Annotated in this window: 11 protein-coding genes and 1 tRNA gene; 3 read left to right on the plus strand and 9 right to left on the minus strand. The window is 71.0% G+C overall.

Annotated features, from left to right (window positions below):
• Positions 1 to 153: 153 nt before the first annotated feature.
• A complete protein-coding gene (locus VNF07_03880; GenBank protein HVB05372.1) occupies positions 154 to 1398 on the plus strand; it encodes an MFS transporter in 1245 nt (414 codons plus the stop codon).
• Positions 1399 to 1915: 517 nt separating this feature from the next.
• On the opposite strand, the gene VNF07_03885 is transcribed toward VNF07_03880, so the two are convergent.
• Positions 1916 to 2098: a hypothetical protein gene (locus tag VNF07_03885; GenBank protein HVB05373.1), complete on the minus strand. Its 183-nt coding sequence runs from the start codon at positions 2096 to 2098 to the stop codon at positions 1916 to 1918.
• 394 nt (positions 2099 to 2492) lie between these two features.
• Between VNF07_03885 and VNF07_03890 the strand changes: the two genes are divergently transcribed.
• Positions 2493 to 2933 carry a hypothetical protein gene (locus VNF07_03890; GenBank protein HVB05374.1) on the plus strand — a complete coding sequence of 147 codons (441 nt, stop codon included), beginning with the start codon at positions 2493 to 2495 and terminating at the stop codon, positions 2931 to 2933.
• Between the two features lie 200 nt (positions 2934 to 3133).
• Here the strand turns inward: VNF07_03890 and VNF07_03895 are convergent.
• Positions 3134 to 3207 (minus strand) — tRNA-Ala (locus VNF07_03895).
• A 126-nt stretch (positions 3208 to 3333) separates the two neighbouring features.
• Here VNF07_03895 and leuS point away from each other — a divergent pair.
• Positions 3334 to 5784 carry a leucine--tRNA ligase gene (leuS, locus tag VNF07_03900; protein HVB05375.1) on the plus strand — a complete coding sequence of 817 codons (2451 nt, stop codon included), beginning with the start codon at positions 3334 to 3336 and terminating at the stop codon, positions 5782 to 5784.
• A 23-nt stretch (positions 5785 to 5807) separates the two neighbouring features.
• Here leuS and hxpB read toward each other — a convergent pair whose 3' ends face one another.
• Genes hxpB through lpdA form a run of 7 tightly spaced genes read right to left on the minus strand, consistent with a single transcriptional unit; the run spans position 5808 to position 13822 of the window.
• Positions 5808 to 6512, minus strand: coding sequence for a hexitol phosphatase HxpB (gene hxpB, locus VNF07_03905; protein ID HVB05376.1), 705 nt, complete (start codon positions 6510 to 6512; stop codon positions 5808 to 5810).
• On the minus strand, positions 6513 to 7376 hold the full coding sequence (locus tag VNF07_03910; protein HVB05377.1) for a PAC2 family protein: 864 nt from the start codon (positions 7374 to 7376) through the stop codon (positions 6513 to 6515).
• A 38-nt stretch (positions 7377 to 7414) separates the two neighbouring features.
• A complete protein-coding gene (locus tag VNF07_03915) occupies positions 7415 to 8143 on the minus strand; it encodes an SDR family oxidoreductase (GenBank protein HVB05378.1) in 729 nt (242 codons plus the stop codon).
• Positions 8144 to 8147: 4 nt separating this feature from the next.
• The gene (locus VNF07_03920) at positions 8148 to 9272 is read right to left on the minus strand and encodes a Xaa-Pro peptidase family protein (GenBank protein HVB05379.1); all 1125 of its coding nucleotides are present in this window, start codon (positions 9270 to 9272) and stop codon (positions 8148 to 8150) included.
• Entirely contained in the window at positions 9269 to 10912 is a 1644-nt protein-coding gene (gene lipA / locus VNF07_03925; GenBank protein ID HVB05380.1) for a lipoyl synthase, read from the minus strand. Before lipA ends, VNF07_03920 begins: the two co-directional genes overlap by 4 nt.
• An 8-nt stretch (positions 10913 to 10920) precedes the next feature.
• Positions 10921 to 12399, minus strand: a complete 1479-nt coding sequence (locus VNF07_03930) for a dihydrolipoamide acetyltransferase family protein (GenBank protein HVB05381.1) — start codon at positions 12397 to 12399, stop codon at positions 10921 to 10923.
• Positions 12392 to 13822: a dihydrolipoyl dehydrogenase gene (gene lpdA, locus VNF07_03935; GenBank protein ID HVB05382.1), complete on the minus strand. Its 1431-nt coding sequence runs from the start codon at positions 13820 to 13822 to the stop codon at positions 12392 to 12394. Before lpdA ends, VNF07_03930 begins: the two co-directional genes overlap by 8 nt.
• Between the last annotated feature and the right edge of the window lie 88 nt (positions 13823 to 13910).

The raw sequence follows: 13910 nt of genomic DNA on the forward strand, positions 1-13910 counted from the left end.
GCCGCCTGAAGCGGCTGATCAAGAGGGCACTGCCCCGACCCGACACAGTCGGGGCTGACGCCCCGAGCGGGGCTCCGCCCCGCACCCCTGGTCCCGCGCGCCCAAGTTCTTGCAGTTACGTGCAGTTAATTTTCCGGTCAGGCTCGTCGTGTGGTGGACTCCGTGATGCTTCCGCGGCCACTCGACCACAATATGCTTGGCATCTTTATCGCACGATGCGCCCTCAGCGCCTGTCAGGCACTCGGGGCGGTCATCATCCCGATCTACCTCACAGTTATCGGCTTCAGCACACTCAAGCTCGGCATGCTTTTTCTTGCCGTTACCAGTGCAGCCGCAATCCTTTCAACGGTGGTCGGTATTGTCTCTGACCGCATCGGCAGAAAGCCCTTTCTCATTGGCATTCCTCTACTCGTCGCCGTCGCGGGCATCGTGCTGGCCATCACGACGAATCCCGTAGTGCTCTTTGTCGTCATCCCCTTGAGTTCTTTCGGGCGAGGTTATGGCGCCGGGGCGGGATCCGTCAGCTTCTACCAACCGGCCGAAGCGGCATACGTCATGGGGATGTCAGAGCCAAGCAGGCGGAACCATCTGTTCGCTCGACTCACTTTCGCCTCGTCGGCCGGAAGCGTCATCGGCAGTGCGATCGTCGGCGGCATGTCCTCGCGGCACCTCCACGCGTCATCTGTACTCGGCGTCGTACGGCCGTTCTTCCTTGTCTCTACTGGGCTCGCGCTGGTGGCCTCGCTCGCGGTGACCAGAATCGCCGAAGAGTCTCGCGACACAGTACCGGCGCAGCGACATATCCTCCCGGTGCGTTCTGCTGCCATCCTTCGGCGCTTCATCGTCTCGAACGGGGTAGCTGGCCTTGCCATCGGCGTCTACGCCCCATTCATCTCGTACTGGTTCTTCAAGCTCTACGGCGTTGGTCCAGGCGAGATCGGTCGGCTCTTTGCGATAGCGAACGTGGTCGCCGGAATCTCCTCGCTCGGTGCGGGAGTAATCGCCCGACGCTACGGGAGTGTGTGGACGGTCTTTTGGCTGCGCATCGGACAGTCCGTTCTCTTTTTTGCAATGGTGTATGCACACCACTTCTTGCTGGCAGGACTCTTCTACATCATCTATGTCGTCGGTCAACGGGTCGGGATTGCCCTTCGCCAGTCCTATGTCGTGGCAATGGCGGACCCAAGCGAGCGCGGGGCGGTCGTCGCGATCTCGAACCTGCCGTCTGAGATCACACAGGCTTCGATGTCGCCCTTCGCCGGATGGCTGATTGAATCCTCTGGACTGCTCGCGCCCTTTCTCCTCTCGGCAGGCCTGCAGTTTCTCAACGGATTTCTCTATCTCTGGATGTTCCTGCGGCACAAGCCTGATGACGAGATCGCCAAGCCGCCGAGGTAGCTCACTCCATCGACAACTAGCCCGGATCTTTCGTCTAGATAGCCCGGAGGCACTGGCAATTGCCGCGTAAAAGCCCTCCCTCAGTTGGGAGAATGTAAGTCGACAAAGACCAATATTCCCTAACTTCGGAGGGCGCCTTAAAGTTTACTTCTTCGGGTCACCTCTGCGCGCGGATTTGTAGAAGGCCTATAGGAGATCTTCCGTGAGCTACCCAAACTCACGCGACCCCAGCTCTGCGTTCGTCGCACGCTGCCCGGAAGTCCACAGTGAGCATGTCACTACAACGTCGTCTACCGAGAGACCAGAGTCGTCGGAATCATCGACCGTCGGAATCATCGACTGGGACATGGCGGGACCGGGGAGCCCGGACTGGGACCTCGCGCTGTTCGCGTGGTCCTTCACTCCGCTCCTCGTCCCGGAGCACGCGCGGCAATTGGCTGCGCCGACCGATGCAGGCCGACGCCTCCGATTGATCTGTGGCACCTACGGCCTGGAAGATCGGTCACGGTTCATCGACTCAGTCAGAGAGCGTATGGACGCGAGCATCGTTGGGGTTCGAGAGCGAGCTGACCGAGGTGAGGCCGAATTTCAGGCCCCCATCCTCGGCGGTCATCTCGACCGCATGAAGCGCGATTCGGAGTACGCCAAGCTCCGGGCCAGCGATTGGCAGCGGGCGATCGACCGCTGCCTCGCCGTCCATGTCCGGTGCTTCGGGCGCTGCGCGAACATTGGCGCACGGAAACGTTCGCGAGGATGGCGGCGCACTACGCGACTCTGGCCCTCAACTCACTGCTAAAGAAGCACCCGGTGCTTTCGCGTGGTCAGGGGTAAGCGCGAATCATCATCTGAACTGGGCTTACTCATCGTCAGTGATCGCGGCTGCTCGCGGCTGATCGCAGATTTATAGACCACGATTAGACCAAGGCGGCATGCTCCCCATCGACGGGAGCCTCGCTTGGCGATGATGGCAACGCCGAGCGCGGATGCATCGACCAAGAGGTGGCAGATGACTGAGCGAGAGGTCGCCGGCGACTCGCCCGACATCGTGGCCCAACGGTGCTTCCGCCCTACTTGGTCTCCACTTCAGCCCCGAGATGGCGCCGATCTTTGCGGTGGCATCCCCTGCAGTTCGGCTGGCCTTCGACGTTTACCGAGATCGCTTCGCTCGCTCTGTTGACCGCATCAGCGATCACCCGGAGCTCTCGATCGACGAGCTCGTTGATCGCTGCACCGACCTGGCACGGCGCCACCTCCTCACGCGGCGGACCCTTGCAGCGGTTCGGGACGCGGGCAGCGAGAGCCAGCTGTTCCTACTCGCGGGAGCGTTCGCGCACGGCGCGACGTCAGACGATGCCAATGACGTCGGACTCGAAACCCTCATGGCCCAAGGCATCGGGTGCCTTGAGGAGGCGAGCCTCCGGGTACTCTCGAAATTCACTCTGAGCGTCGAACAGAACGGGCTTCCCGCCACGACCCGATACGTCCCCGACGCCGGTCGACGCTTCGTGCAAAATGTAAGGAAGCCAGGCCATTAGATCCCTGACGTTCGGGCCACTGGACAACGGGCGTCACACAAAATTGGCCCCGACTTGTTCATCGTCGGCACCCCACGTGAACGACCGGGCGCGGTGATCGCTTCGTCATCATCGTTGGCGGTCGCCCGTGATCGCGGAAACATAGCCTTCCGATAGGGAATCAGAGCTGGCCGGCTAGGCCAATGACCAGCACTTTCCCGTGGAGGCGAGGGGACTCGAACCCCCGAACCTCCTGACTGCCAGTCAGGCGCTCTACCAGCTGAGCTACGCCCCCGGGGTGCCTGAGAGATTACCAGCCGATCCGAGACGCAAAGACGGTGGCTTCGTGCTCGGCCGGCGGCGGCGAAGACGAGGTGGAGCGCCTTTTCCGGGGCGCGCGGCACCCTCGGTAATCTGGGTTATGGCTGAGTACGACTTCAGGGAAGCCGAGCCGCGTTGGCAGGAGCGGTGGGCCGAGCTCGGGACCTACGAGATCGACAACGACGACCCCCGCCCGCCCTACTACGTGCTCTGCATGTACCCCTACCCGAGCGGGCCGGCGCACCAGGGCCACATCCGCAACTACACCTTCGGCGACGTCCTCGTCCGGATGCGCACGATGCAGGGCTACGGCGTCCTCTCCCCCTTCGGTTTCGACTCCTTCGGCCTCCCCGCCGAGAACGCCGCGATCCGCGGCGGCAGCCACCCGCGCGCCTACACCGAGGCGCGCATCGCGGAGCTGAAGGCGAGCGTGCTGCGCCTCGGCGCCGTCTACGACTGGCGGCGCGAGGTCCGCAGCCACGACCCGCAGTACATGCGCTTCAACCAGATGATCTTCACCCGCCTGCTCGAGGCCGGCCTCGCCTACCGCGCCGAGGCCCCGGTGAACTGGTGCCCTGGCTGTCAGACGGTGCTCGCCAACGAGCAGGTCCTCGCCGACGGGACCTGCGAGCGCTCAGGCGACGTCGTCGAGCGCCGCCAGCTCGCGCAGTGGTTCCTCAAGATCACCGACTACGCCGACGAGCTCCTCGACGCGCTGGACGGCCTCGACTGGCCCGAGCGCGTGAAGACGATGCAGCGCAACTGGATCGGCCGCTCCGAGGGGGCGCGCCTCCGCCTCGAGGTCGTCGGCGCCCCCGGCACCGAGATCGAGGTCTTCACCACCCGCCCCGACACCGGCTTCGGCATCACCTCGGTGGTCCTCGCCCCCGAGCACCCCCTCGTCGCCACGCTCACCACCCCCGAGCAGCACGGCGCGGTCGGCGAGCTCGTCCTCATGGCGAGCCAGGAGACCGACATCGAGCGCCTCTCCTCTGAGGGAAGCCTCGACAAGCGCGGCGCCTTCACCGGCAGCTTCTGCGTCAACCCCTTCAACGGCGAGCAGGTCCCCGTCTACGTCGCCGACTACGTCCTCGCGAGCTACGGCACCGGGGCGGTGATCGGCGTCCCCGCCGAGGACCAGCGCGACTTCGACTTCGCGTCGCTGCACGGCCTCCCGGTGGTGCGCACCGTGCAGCCCCCCGAGGGCTTCGAAGGGGGTGCCTACTCCGGCAACGGCGTGAAGGTGAATAGCGGCTTCATGGACGGCCTCGAGGTGGCCGCCGCGAAGGGCGCCGCGATCGAATGGCTCGAGCAGAAGGGGATCGGTGCCGGTACCGTCCAGTACCGGCTGCGCGACTGGCTGATCAGCCGCCAGCGCTACTGGGGCTGCCCGATCCCGGTCGTCTACTGCGAGCGCGACGGCATCGTCGGCCTCCCCGACGACGCCCTCCCGGTGCTCCTCCCCGACGACGTCGAGTTCCTCCCGACCGGCGAGTCACCCCTGAAGCGCCACCCCGAGTTCCTGGAGACGACCTGTCCCCGCTGCGGCGGCGCGGCGCGGCGCGAGACCGACACGATGGACACCTTCGTCGACTCCTCCTGGTACTTCCTCCGCTTCACGAGTCCGGCGGAGGCCGACCGCCCCGTCGACCCCGCCGCGGCGACGCGCTGGATGCCGGTCGACCAGTACATCGGCGGCATCACCCACGCCATCCTCCACCTCCTCTACGCGCGCTTCTTCACCCGCGCCCTCGGCGAGATCGGCCTCTCCCCTGGCGAGCTCCGCGAGCCCTTCGCGCAGCTCTTCTGCCAGGGGATGATCCGCCTCGAGGGGCGGGCGATGTCAAAGTCGCGGGGCAACGTCGTCTCGCCCAACGAGTACTTCGAGCGGGTCGGCGCCGACGCGTTGCGCCTCTTCCACCTCTTCGCCGGCCCCCCGGTCGAGGACATCGACTGGTCCGCGCAGAGCGAGGAGATCATCGAGGGCTGCGGCCGCTACCTGCGCCGCGTCTGGCGCCTCGCCACCGGAGAGGTGGAGGAGGGGGCGCCCGCGGCCGACGCGGCGGAGCTCTCGGTGGCGCTCCGCCGGGCGCGCCACAAGGCCGTCCGCCAGGTGACCCAGGACCTCGACCGCTACGCCTTCAACACCGCGGTCGCCGAGGTGATGAGCCTCACCAACGAGATCTCGCGCGCCCGCCAGGGCGGGGTCGCCGCCGACGAGGTCGACGAGGCGATCGACACCCTCCTGCAGCTCCTCGCCCCGATGACGCCGCACCTCGCCGCCGAGGCCTACCAGCACCGCCACGCCACCCACCTGCACGAGCAGCCCTGGCCGAGCTTCGACGAGGGCGCGCTCGCCGAGGAGACGGTGACGATGGTCGTGCAGGTGAACGGCAAGCTCCGCGACCGGCTGCAGGTCGACGTCGCGATCACCGAGGAGGAGGCGACCCGCCTCGCGCTCGGCTCGCCGCGCGTCGCCGAGCAGCTCGCGGGTGCGGTGCCGCAGCGCGTCGTCGCCCGCCCGCCCCGCCTGGTGAACGTCGTCCTCTGAGGGGCGCGCCGAGCGCCGAGCCCTCAGCGCCGCTGCAGCACCTCTTCGAGGCCGAGGCGGGCGCGCACCGCAGGGAGGGCGAGCTCCTCGAGCGAGGTGAGGTTGAGGTCGGCGATCGAGTAGCGGGGGTCGGCCGCGTCGTCGGGGTGCGGCACCGCGATCACCCGCATGCGCGCCGCCTTGGCGGCGATGCAGCCGTTGAGCGAGTCCTCAAGGACGACGCAGCCCTCGGCGGGCACCCCGAGCGCGGCGGCGGCGCGCAGGAAGATCGCCGGGTGCGGCTTGCCGTAGGCGTCGTCGGCGGCGGTGAAGACGCCGTCGAAGCGCCGCCGCAGGTCGAAGCGGTCGAGGACGGCGTCGATCACCGGCGGCGTCGAGCCCGAGGCAAGGGCGCGGGGCAGCCCCGCCTCCTCGAAGAGGCCGAGCGCGACCTCGACGCCGGGGAGGAGCTCGGCCTCGTGGCCGATCGCCTGCACGACACCGGCGACCACGTCGGCCTCCACCGCGACGAGGTCGACCTCGCCGAGGCCGGCGAAGGCGGCGAGAAAGGCGACGGCCTCGTCGACGCGCATCCCCATCGTGTAGCCGTGACCGAGGTAGGGGCGGATGTCGGCGCCGAGCGCGGAGAAGACCTCCGCCTCGACGCGCCGCCAGTACGGCTCGGAGTCGACGAGCAGGCCGTCCATGTCGAAGATCGCGGCGCCGAGCGGCGCCGGTGGGGGCGGCATCTAGGAGAGCTCACCCCGGAGGTAGCGCTCGAGCTCGGCAGCGAGCTCATCGGCCGAGGGGAGGTTGGCCTCGGCGACGACCGGGGTCCCCACCCCGGCGTCGAACTGCCGCTCGAGCTCGCGGGCGAGCGCGGCGGTCTCCTCGTTCTTCGCAACGAGCTCGTCGACCTGGCGGAGGTGCTCCTCCGCGTTGTGGCGCAGCTCGCTCATGTCGACCTGGATCCCCGTCAGCTGGGCGAGCGCCTCGAGGAGGGCGACCGCCGCGGCGGGGAAGAGCGAGCTCGCGCTGTAGTGCGGGACGCGCGCCCAGAGACCGACAGAGGGGATCCCCGCCTCCGTGCAGGCCGCGCCGAGGACATCGGCGATCCCCGCGGGGACGCCGAGGCGGCCGGGGACGAAGCCGACCTGGCGGGCGAGGGCGGCGTCAGAGGCGGTGGTCGTGATGCCGATCTTGCGGGTGTGCGGGGTGGGCGCGGGGAAGCCGCCGAGGCCGACGACGAGGCGGGTCCCGATCTCGAGGGCGAGCTCGGTGACCTCCGCGGCGAAGGGGCGCCAGCGGTAGTCGGGCTCGGGGCCGACGAGGAGCGCGATGCCGAGGCCGAGCGGGTCGGTGCCGACCCGCAGGCGCGGCTCGGGCCAGTAGATCCGCCGGCGCACGCCGTCTCGGATCCGCAGCTGCGGGCGCCGCGCCCGGTAGTCGATGAGGTCGTCGCCGGCGAAGGCGGCGTAGGTGCGGGTGGCGTTCTGCTCGAGGAGCACGCTCGCCGCGGTCGCGGCGGCGAAGCCGGCGTCCACCCAGCCCTCGAGCACGACGATGAGCACCGGGTGCTCGGGGGCGTCGATGCCGCGACGGACGAAGGTCACCGCCCGAGGCTACCGGTCGCCGGCTGGTGCGGCTCGGCCTAAAGGGCGAGCGTCTCGCCCCCGTCGACGAGCACCGCGGCGCCGTTCACGAAGGCCGCAGCGGTCGAGCACAGAAAGGCGACGACCCTCCCGAAGTCCCCCGGGTCGCCGAAGCCGCCCGCGGGGGGCGCCCCGCCGACCTCTTTCATCCGGTCGGTGCCGTGCGGGCCGGGGCAGGCGAGGTTGAGCGTCACCCCGCTCCCGACGAGGTCCTTGGCGGCGGTCTTGGCCCACGCCCACAGCCCGGTGCGCGCCGCGTTCGAGAGCGCGAGGTGCGGCAGCGGCTGCACGATCGAGTACGAGGCGATGAAGCAGAGCCGCCCCCAGCCCTGGGCGCGCAGGTGCGGGAGGGCAGCGCGCGTCAGGCGCACGTGGGTGAGGAGGTTGGCTTCGAGGGCGGCGCGCAGCTCCTCGTCGGTGACCTCGAGGGCGCGCCGCGGCGGTGGCCCGCCGGAGTTGCCGACCACGATGTCGATCCGCCCGAAGCGCTCGAGGGTCGCGGCGACGAGCGCGTCGGGCGCGCCCTGCTCGGTGACGTCGGCCTCGATCGCCAGCACCGCCCCGCCCGCGGCCTCGATCCCGGCACGCGTCGCCTCGAGAGCCTCGCCGCCACGCGCGCAGATCACCACCGACGCCCCCTCGGCGGCGAGCGCCTCGGCGGCGCCCCGCCCGAGGCCCTTCGAGGAGGCGGTGACGAGCGCGACTCGCCCGTCGAGGCCGAGGTCCACGGCGCTAGCCGACCACGACGAGGCCGTGCGGCGCGTGGTTGAGCACCTCCGGGGCGGCCTCGGTGACGACGACGATGTCCTCGATGCGCGCCCCCATGCGGCCGGCGAGGTAGATGCCGGGCTCGACCGAGAAGGCGTGGCCCGGGCGGAGCGTCGTCGCGTTCCCCGAGACGATGTAGGGGTCCTCGTGCTCCTCGATGCCGATGCCGTGGCCGGTACGGTGCAGGAAGGCCTCGCCGAAGCCGGCCTCCTCGATCACCGTGCGCGCCGCGGCGTCGATCTCCTCGCAGCGTCTGCCGGCGGCGACGGCCGCGACAGCCTCGCTCTGGGCGCGCTCGAGGACGGCGTAGAGCTCGGCGAAGCCGGGCGGCGGCTCGCCGGCGACGACGGTGCGGGTGGTGTCCGAGCAGTAGCCGGGGCCCTCACCGAGGCGCAGCGTCCCCCCGAAGTCGCAGACGACCGCGTCGCCGGCGGCGATGCGGCGCGCCCCCGGCTCGTGGTGCGGGCTCGCCGAGTTGGGGCCGCTGCCGACGATCGCGAAGTTCACCTTCTCGTGGCCCTCGGCGAGGAGGCGGGCCGAGAGCTCGCGCGAGACCTGCGCCTCGGTCGCGCCGATGAGCGGGATCTCGCCGGCGAGGAGCGCCTCGGCGACGCGGTCGGCGGCCGCCGAGGCGGCGCGCAGCGCGGCGATCTCCTCCTCGTCCTTCACCGCCCGCAGCGCCGCGGTGACCGTCGAGGCCTTGCGGAAGAGGGCGTTCGGGAGGGCGTCGACGAGCGAGAGGAGCAGCGACGCCCAGGCCCGGTCCGAGATCGCGAGCACGCGGTGACGGCCGGTGAGCGAGGCGATGACCTCGATCGGGTCCTCGCCCTCGGCCCAGGGGCGGAGGGCGAAGTTCGCCGCGTCGGGGACGACGCGCGGCGCCTCGATCTCGGGGACGACGAGGGTCGCCTCGGACTCGACGGGGACGACGAGGACCGTCGGCCGCTCGAGGGGCATCGCCTCGTAGCCGCAGAGCCAGGGGAGGTCGGCACCGAGGGAGAGGAGGAGGGCGCCCACCCCCTGGCGGGCCATCTCCTCGCGGACGCGTGCCAGGCGCTCGCTGCGTGCCGCCACCGCCCGCTCGCTCATGCGCTCGCCGCGGCGGAGAGGGCCGCCGCGCCGGCCTCCGCGGCCTGGCGGGCGTGGTAGCTCGAGCGGGTGAGCGGCGAGGCCTCGACGTGCGCGAAGCCCATCTCGCGCGCCGCCGCGGCGAGGCGTGCGAACTCCTCCGGCGTCCAAAAGCGCGCCACCGGCAGGTGCGCCGCCGAGGGGCGCAGGTACTGGCCGATCGTCACGATGTCGACCCCCACCGCGGCGAGGTCCGCGAGGGCGGCGAGCACCTCGTGCTCCTCCTCGCCCATCCCGAGGATGATCCCCGACTTGGTCGTCAGCCCCGCCGCCTTGGCGCGCCCGAGGACGGCGAGGCTGCGCGCGTAGGAGGCCGAGGGACGGACCGCCCGCTGTAGGCGGAGGACGGTCTCGAGGTTGTGGTTCAAGACGTCGGGGCGGGCGTCGAAGATGCTCTGCAGCGCCCGCTCGTCGCCCTTCACGTCAGGGATCAGCACCTCGACCGCGGTGCCGGGCGACTCGGCACGGATCGCGGCGATCGTCTCGGCGAAGGCCCCGGCGCCACCGTCGGGGAGGTCGTCGCGGGCGACCGCGGTGACGACGGCGTGGCCGAGGTGCATCGAGACCGCCGCCTCGGCGACGCGTCGCGGCTCGCTCGGGTCAAGCGGCAGGGGGTGGCTCGTGTCGACGAGGCAGAAGCCGCAGGCGCGCGTGCAGCGCTCGCCGTTGATCATGAAGGTGGCGGTGCCGTCGGCCCAGCACTCGTAGATGTTCGGGCAGCCCGCCTCCTCGCAGACGGTGACGAGGTCGAGGCGGCGCATCGTGCGGCGGAGGCCGAGGTAGTCCTCGCCCATGCGCGCCTCGACGCGCAGCCACTCGGGCTTGCGTGCCGAGAGCGCGACCGCCTGGCTGCGGTCGACGCCAGCGGCGTCGAGTCGACGCTCGAGCGCCCGCCCGCCCGTCGCCCCGCCGGCCGCCTCGGGGGGCGTCGCCACCTGGGCCTCGAGGGCGTAGGGGCGGCCCCCGTCCTCGGCGAGGAGGCGGGGCGCGAGGCGGGCGACGATCTCCGCGACCGCGGCGACGGTGCTCGCGACGCCCTCCGCGGCGAGCGAGGTGACCGGGTACTCCTCGATGCCGCAGGGGACGATGTGGTCGAACATCGCGAGGTCGGGCTCGACGTTCAGCGCGAAGCCGTGCATCGTCCGGCCGCGGCTCACCCGCACGCCGACGGCGCAGATCTTGCGGGGACGGGGGCCGTCGGGCTCGACCCACACCCCCGGGTACTCGGCCATCCGGCCGACGTCGGTGAGGCCGAGCTCGCGGAGCGTCGCGAGCACGAGCTCCTCAACGCGGTGCACGTAGGCGGGGATGGCGTCGGCCTTCAGCGCGACGTTGAGGATCGGGTAGCCGACGAGCTGGCCGGGGCCGTGGTAGGTGACGTCGCCGCCGCGGTCCGCGCGCACGAGCTCGGCGCCGTGCTCGGCGGGGTCGGCGAGGACGTGCTCGGGGCGGGCCCGCACGCCGAGCGTGTAGACGTGGTTGTGCTCGAGGAGCAGCAGATACTCCTCGTGGCTGTGGTGGAACAGCGCCCGCTGCAGGGCATGGCCGTCCCGGTAGCGGACGCGCCCGAGCGAGCGGACACGCAGCACCGGGTCCGCCACGACCACGGTCAGAGCTCTGCCGACCAGTCGCGCGTCTCCAGCACCTTGGTCACGTCCCGGAGGAAGGCCGAGGCGTAGGCGCCGTCGACGGCGCGGTGGTCGAAGGAGAGCGCGAGCAGCCCGACCGAGTGGATCGCGATCGCCTCGCTCCCGTCGCCGGCGGTGACGACGACCGGGCGGCGCTTCACGCCGTCGGTCGAGAGGATCGCCACCTGCGGCTGGGCGATGATCGGCATCGTGAGCATCGTCCCGAAGGGGCCGGGGTTGGTGATCGAAAAGGTCCCTCCCGTGATGTCGTCGGCGGAGAGCTTGCGCGAGCGGGCGCGCGCCGCGAGGTCGGCCACCGAGCGGGCGATCCCCCGCAGCGACTGGCCGTCGGCGTGGTGCAGCACCGGGACGATCAGCCCCTCGAGGTTCAGGTCGACCGCGTAGCCGAGGTTGATGTCCTTGTGGATGACGAGCGCGTCGTCGCCGACCGAGGCGTTCAGGTGCGGGTAGTCCCGCAGCACGTCGACCACCGCCCGGCTGATGAACGGCAGGTAGGTGAGGCCGAAGCCCTCCTCGGCGCGGAAGCGGTCGCGCTGGGCGTGGCGCACCCGTTCGATGCTCTCGAAGTCGACCTCCATCGCCACCAGGGTGTGGGCGGAGGTGGCCTTCGAGCGCACCATGTGCTCCGCCGTGACGCGGCGGATCGCCGTGAAGGGCACGACCTCGTCGCGCACCCCGGTCGGAGCGGCCGGCGTGCTGAGCGGCACGGCGGGCGCCGCCGCGGGCGGAGCGGCGGCGGGAGTCGGTGCGGCGGTCGTGACCGCGGTCGAAGCCACCGGAGCGGCCGCCGCCGGTGCGGAGGCCGAGTCGAGGTAGTTGAGGACGTCGTCGCGGGTGATGCGACCGCCCATGCCCGTCCCCGGGATGGTCGAGGCGTCGAGGCCGTTCTCGCTGATCAGCTTGCGCACGACCGGCGAGAGGAGGGCGCCGCGACTGTTGTTCGCCGCGCCGCTCGCGGGCGGGGCCCCGGCCACCGCGACGGCGGCCGGGGCGGGCGCGGGAGGAGCGGCGGGAGCCGGTGGCGCGGCCGGCGGGGCGGGGGGAGCGGGTGGCGGTGGTGGCGGCGCGGCGGCGGGAGCAGGCGGCGGGGCCGGGGCCTCGGCGGCGGGTGCCGGCGGCGCCTCCGGGGCAGGCGCCGCGGAAGGAGCCTCGGGGGCGGGGGCGGCCTCAGCAGCCGGAGCGGCGGGAACGGCGGGAGCCGCGCCGGCGTCGCCGATCACCGCCAGGCGGGCGCCGACGTCGACCGTCGCGCCCTCCTCGACGAGGATCTCGGTGAGCACGCCCGCGGCGGGCGAGGGGACCTCGGAGTCGACCTTGTCGGTCGAGACCTCGAAGATCGGCTCGTCCTGCGCGACGGTGTCACCGACCTTCTTCAGCCACCGGATGATGGTGCCCTCGGTCACCGTCTCGCCAAGCTGCGGCATCGTGATGTCAGCCAACGTGGAGTCCCCTTCCCGTGAGAGCGAGCACCGTTTCGCCGAAGGTCTCCGACAACGACGGGTGCGGTTGAACGAACTGGGAGATCTCGTCGGGTGTGGCTTCCCAGTTGACAGAGAGATAGGCCTGGCCGAGCTGCTCGGTGACCCACGGCCCGACCATGTGCACGCCGAGGATGCGCCCGGCGCGCCCGTCGGGGCCCCGCTCGGCGATCACCTTCACGAGCCCGTCGGTCTCGCCGAGGATGCGGGCGCGGCCGTTGCCCCCGTAGGGGTCCTTCTGGACGACGACCTCGTAGCCGGCGGCGCGCGCCGCCTCCTCGGTGTAGCCGACGAAGGCGACCTCGGGGTGGCAGTAGATGCACCACGGGACGTTGCGGTAGTCGATCGGGACCGCGGGCTCCTCGAGGATCTGCTTGATGACGAGGATCGCCTCGGCGAAGCCGACGTGCGCGAGCTGCGGGGTGGGCACGAGGTCGCCGACCGCGAAGACGTCCTCGGCGGTGGTGTGGTTCCACTCGTCGACGCGTACGAAACCCCGCTCGTCGAGCTCGACGCCGGTGCCCGGCGCGAGCAGTCCCTCGGAGAGGGGGCGGCGGCCGACCGAGATGACGACGGCGTCGACGTCGACGCGCTCGCCCTCGCCGAAGAGGACCGCGGTGCCGGTGTCGTGCGGCTCGTGGCCGCGCACGGCGACGCCGGTGCGCACCACGATCCCGCGCCGCTGGAAGCTCTTCAGCACGACGTCGGCGGCATCGCGGTCACAGCCGGGGAGGATGTTCGGCGCGACCTCGAGGAGGGTCACCTGGCTGCCGAGGTCGGCCATCATCGAGGCGAACTCGCAGCCGATCGCCCCGCCGCCGATCACCGCCACCGAGTGCGGGAGGACAGAGAGGTCGAGGACCTCGTCGGAGGTGAGCACGAGGCGGCCGTCGGGCTCGAAGCCCGGGATCGAGCGCGGCACCGAGCCGGCGGCGAGGACGACGTAGGCGCCGCGCAGCTCGCGCACCGAGCCGTCGGTGGCCGTGACGCGCACCACCTTGTCGGGGAGGAGCTCGCCGGTCCCGGCGAGGACGGTCACCTTCCGCCCCTTCAACAGCCCGGTGAGGCCGCGGTAGAGCTGCTCGACGACCTTTGCCTTGCGGTCGAGGCTCACCGAGAAGTCGACCGCCGGCTGGCCCGCCTGGATGCCGAACTCCTTCGCACCGGCGACGGTCCGGTACACCGACGCCGTCTCGAGGAACTCCTTCGCGGGGATGCAGCCGCGGTGCAGGCAGGTCCCGCCTACCTTGTCCTTCTCCACCATCGCGATCGACAGCCCGGCCGCGGCGCCGTAGAGAGCTGCGGCGTAACCACCTGGTCCACCCCCGACGATGACGACGTCGAACTCGTCGCTCAGCGCTGCATCGTCCGGCGTGGGGACCACCTCCGAGTCGGGCCCGGCGGGCCGGGCGGGCTGCGATTCTTCAGGCGAAACAGGGTGCTTGCGCCCTCGCCGGGGGCCGCCTCGTACT

It is taken from the genome of Acidimicrobiales bacterium, from assembly GCA_035533595.1.
In the GTDB taxonomy this organism is placed as follows: Bacteria; Actinomycetota; Acidimicrobiia; order Acidimicrobiales; family Bog-793; genus DATLTN01.

What these genes read in the sequence shown, in the direction of transcription:
- VNF07_03890 (HVB05374.1), top strand. Translation starts at nt 2,493, where the DNA reads ATGGCGCCGATCTTTGCGGTGGCATCCCCTGCAGTTCGGCTGGCCTTC.
- VNF07_03920 (HVB05379.1), bottom strand. Translation starts at nt 9,272, where the DNA reads ATGAGCGAGCGGGCGGTGGCGGCACGCAGCGAGCGCCTGGCACGCGTC.
- hxpB (HVB05376.1), bottom strand. Translation starts at nt 6,512, where the DNA reads ATGCCGCCCCCACCGGCGCCGCTCGGCGCCGCGATCTTCGACATGGAC.
- leuS (HVB05375.1), top strand. Translation starts at nt 3,334, where the DNA reads ATGGCTGAGTACGACTTCAGGGAAGCCGAGCCGCGTTGGCAGGAGCGG.
- VNF07_03885 (HVB05373.1), bottom strand. Translation starts at nt 2,098, where the DNA reads ATGGACGGCGAGGCAGCGGTCGATCGCCCGCTGCCAATCGCTGGCCCG.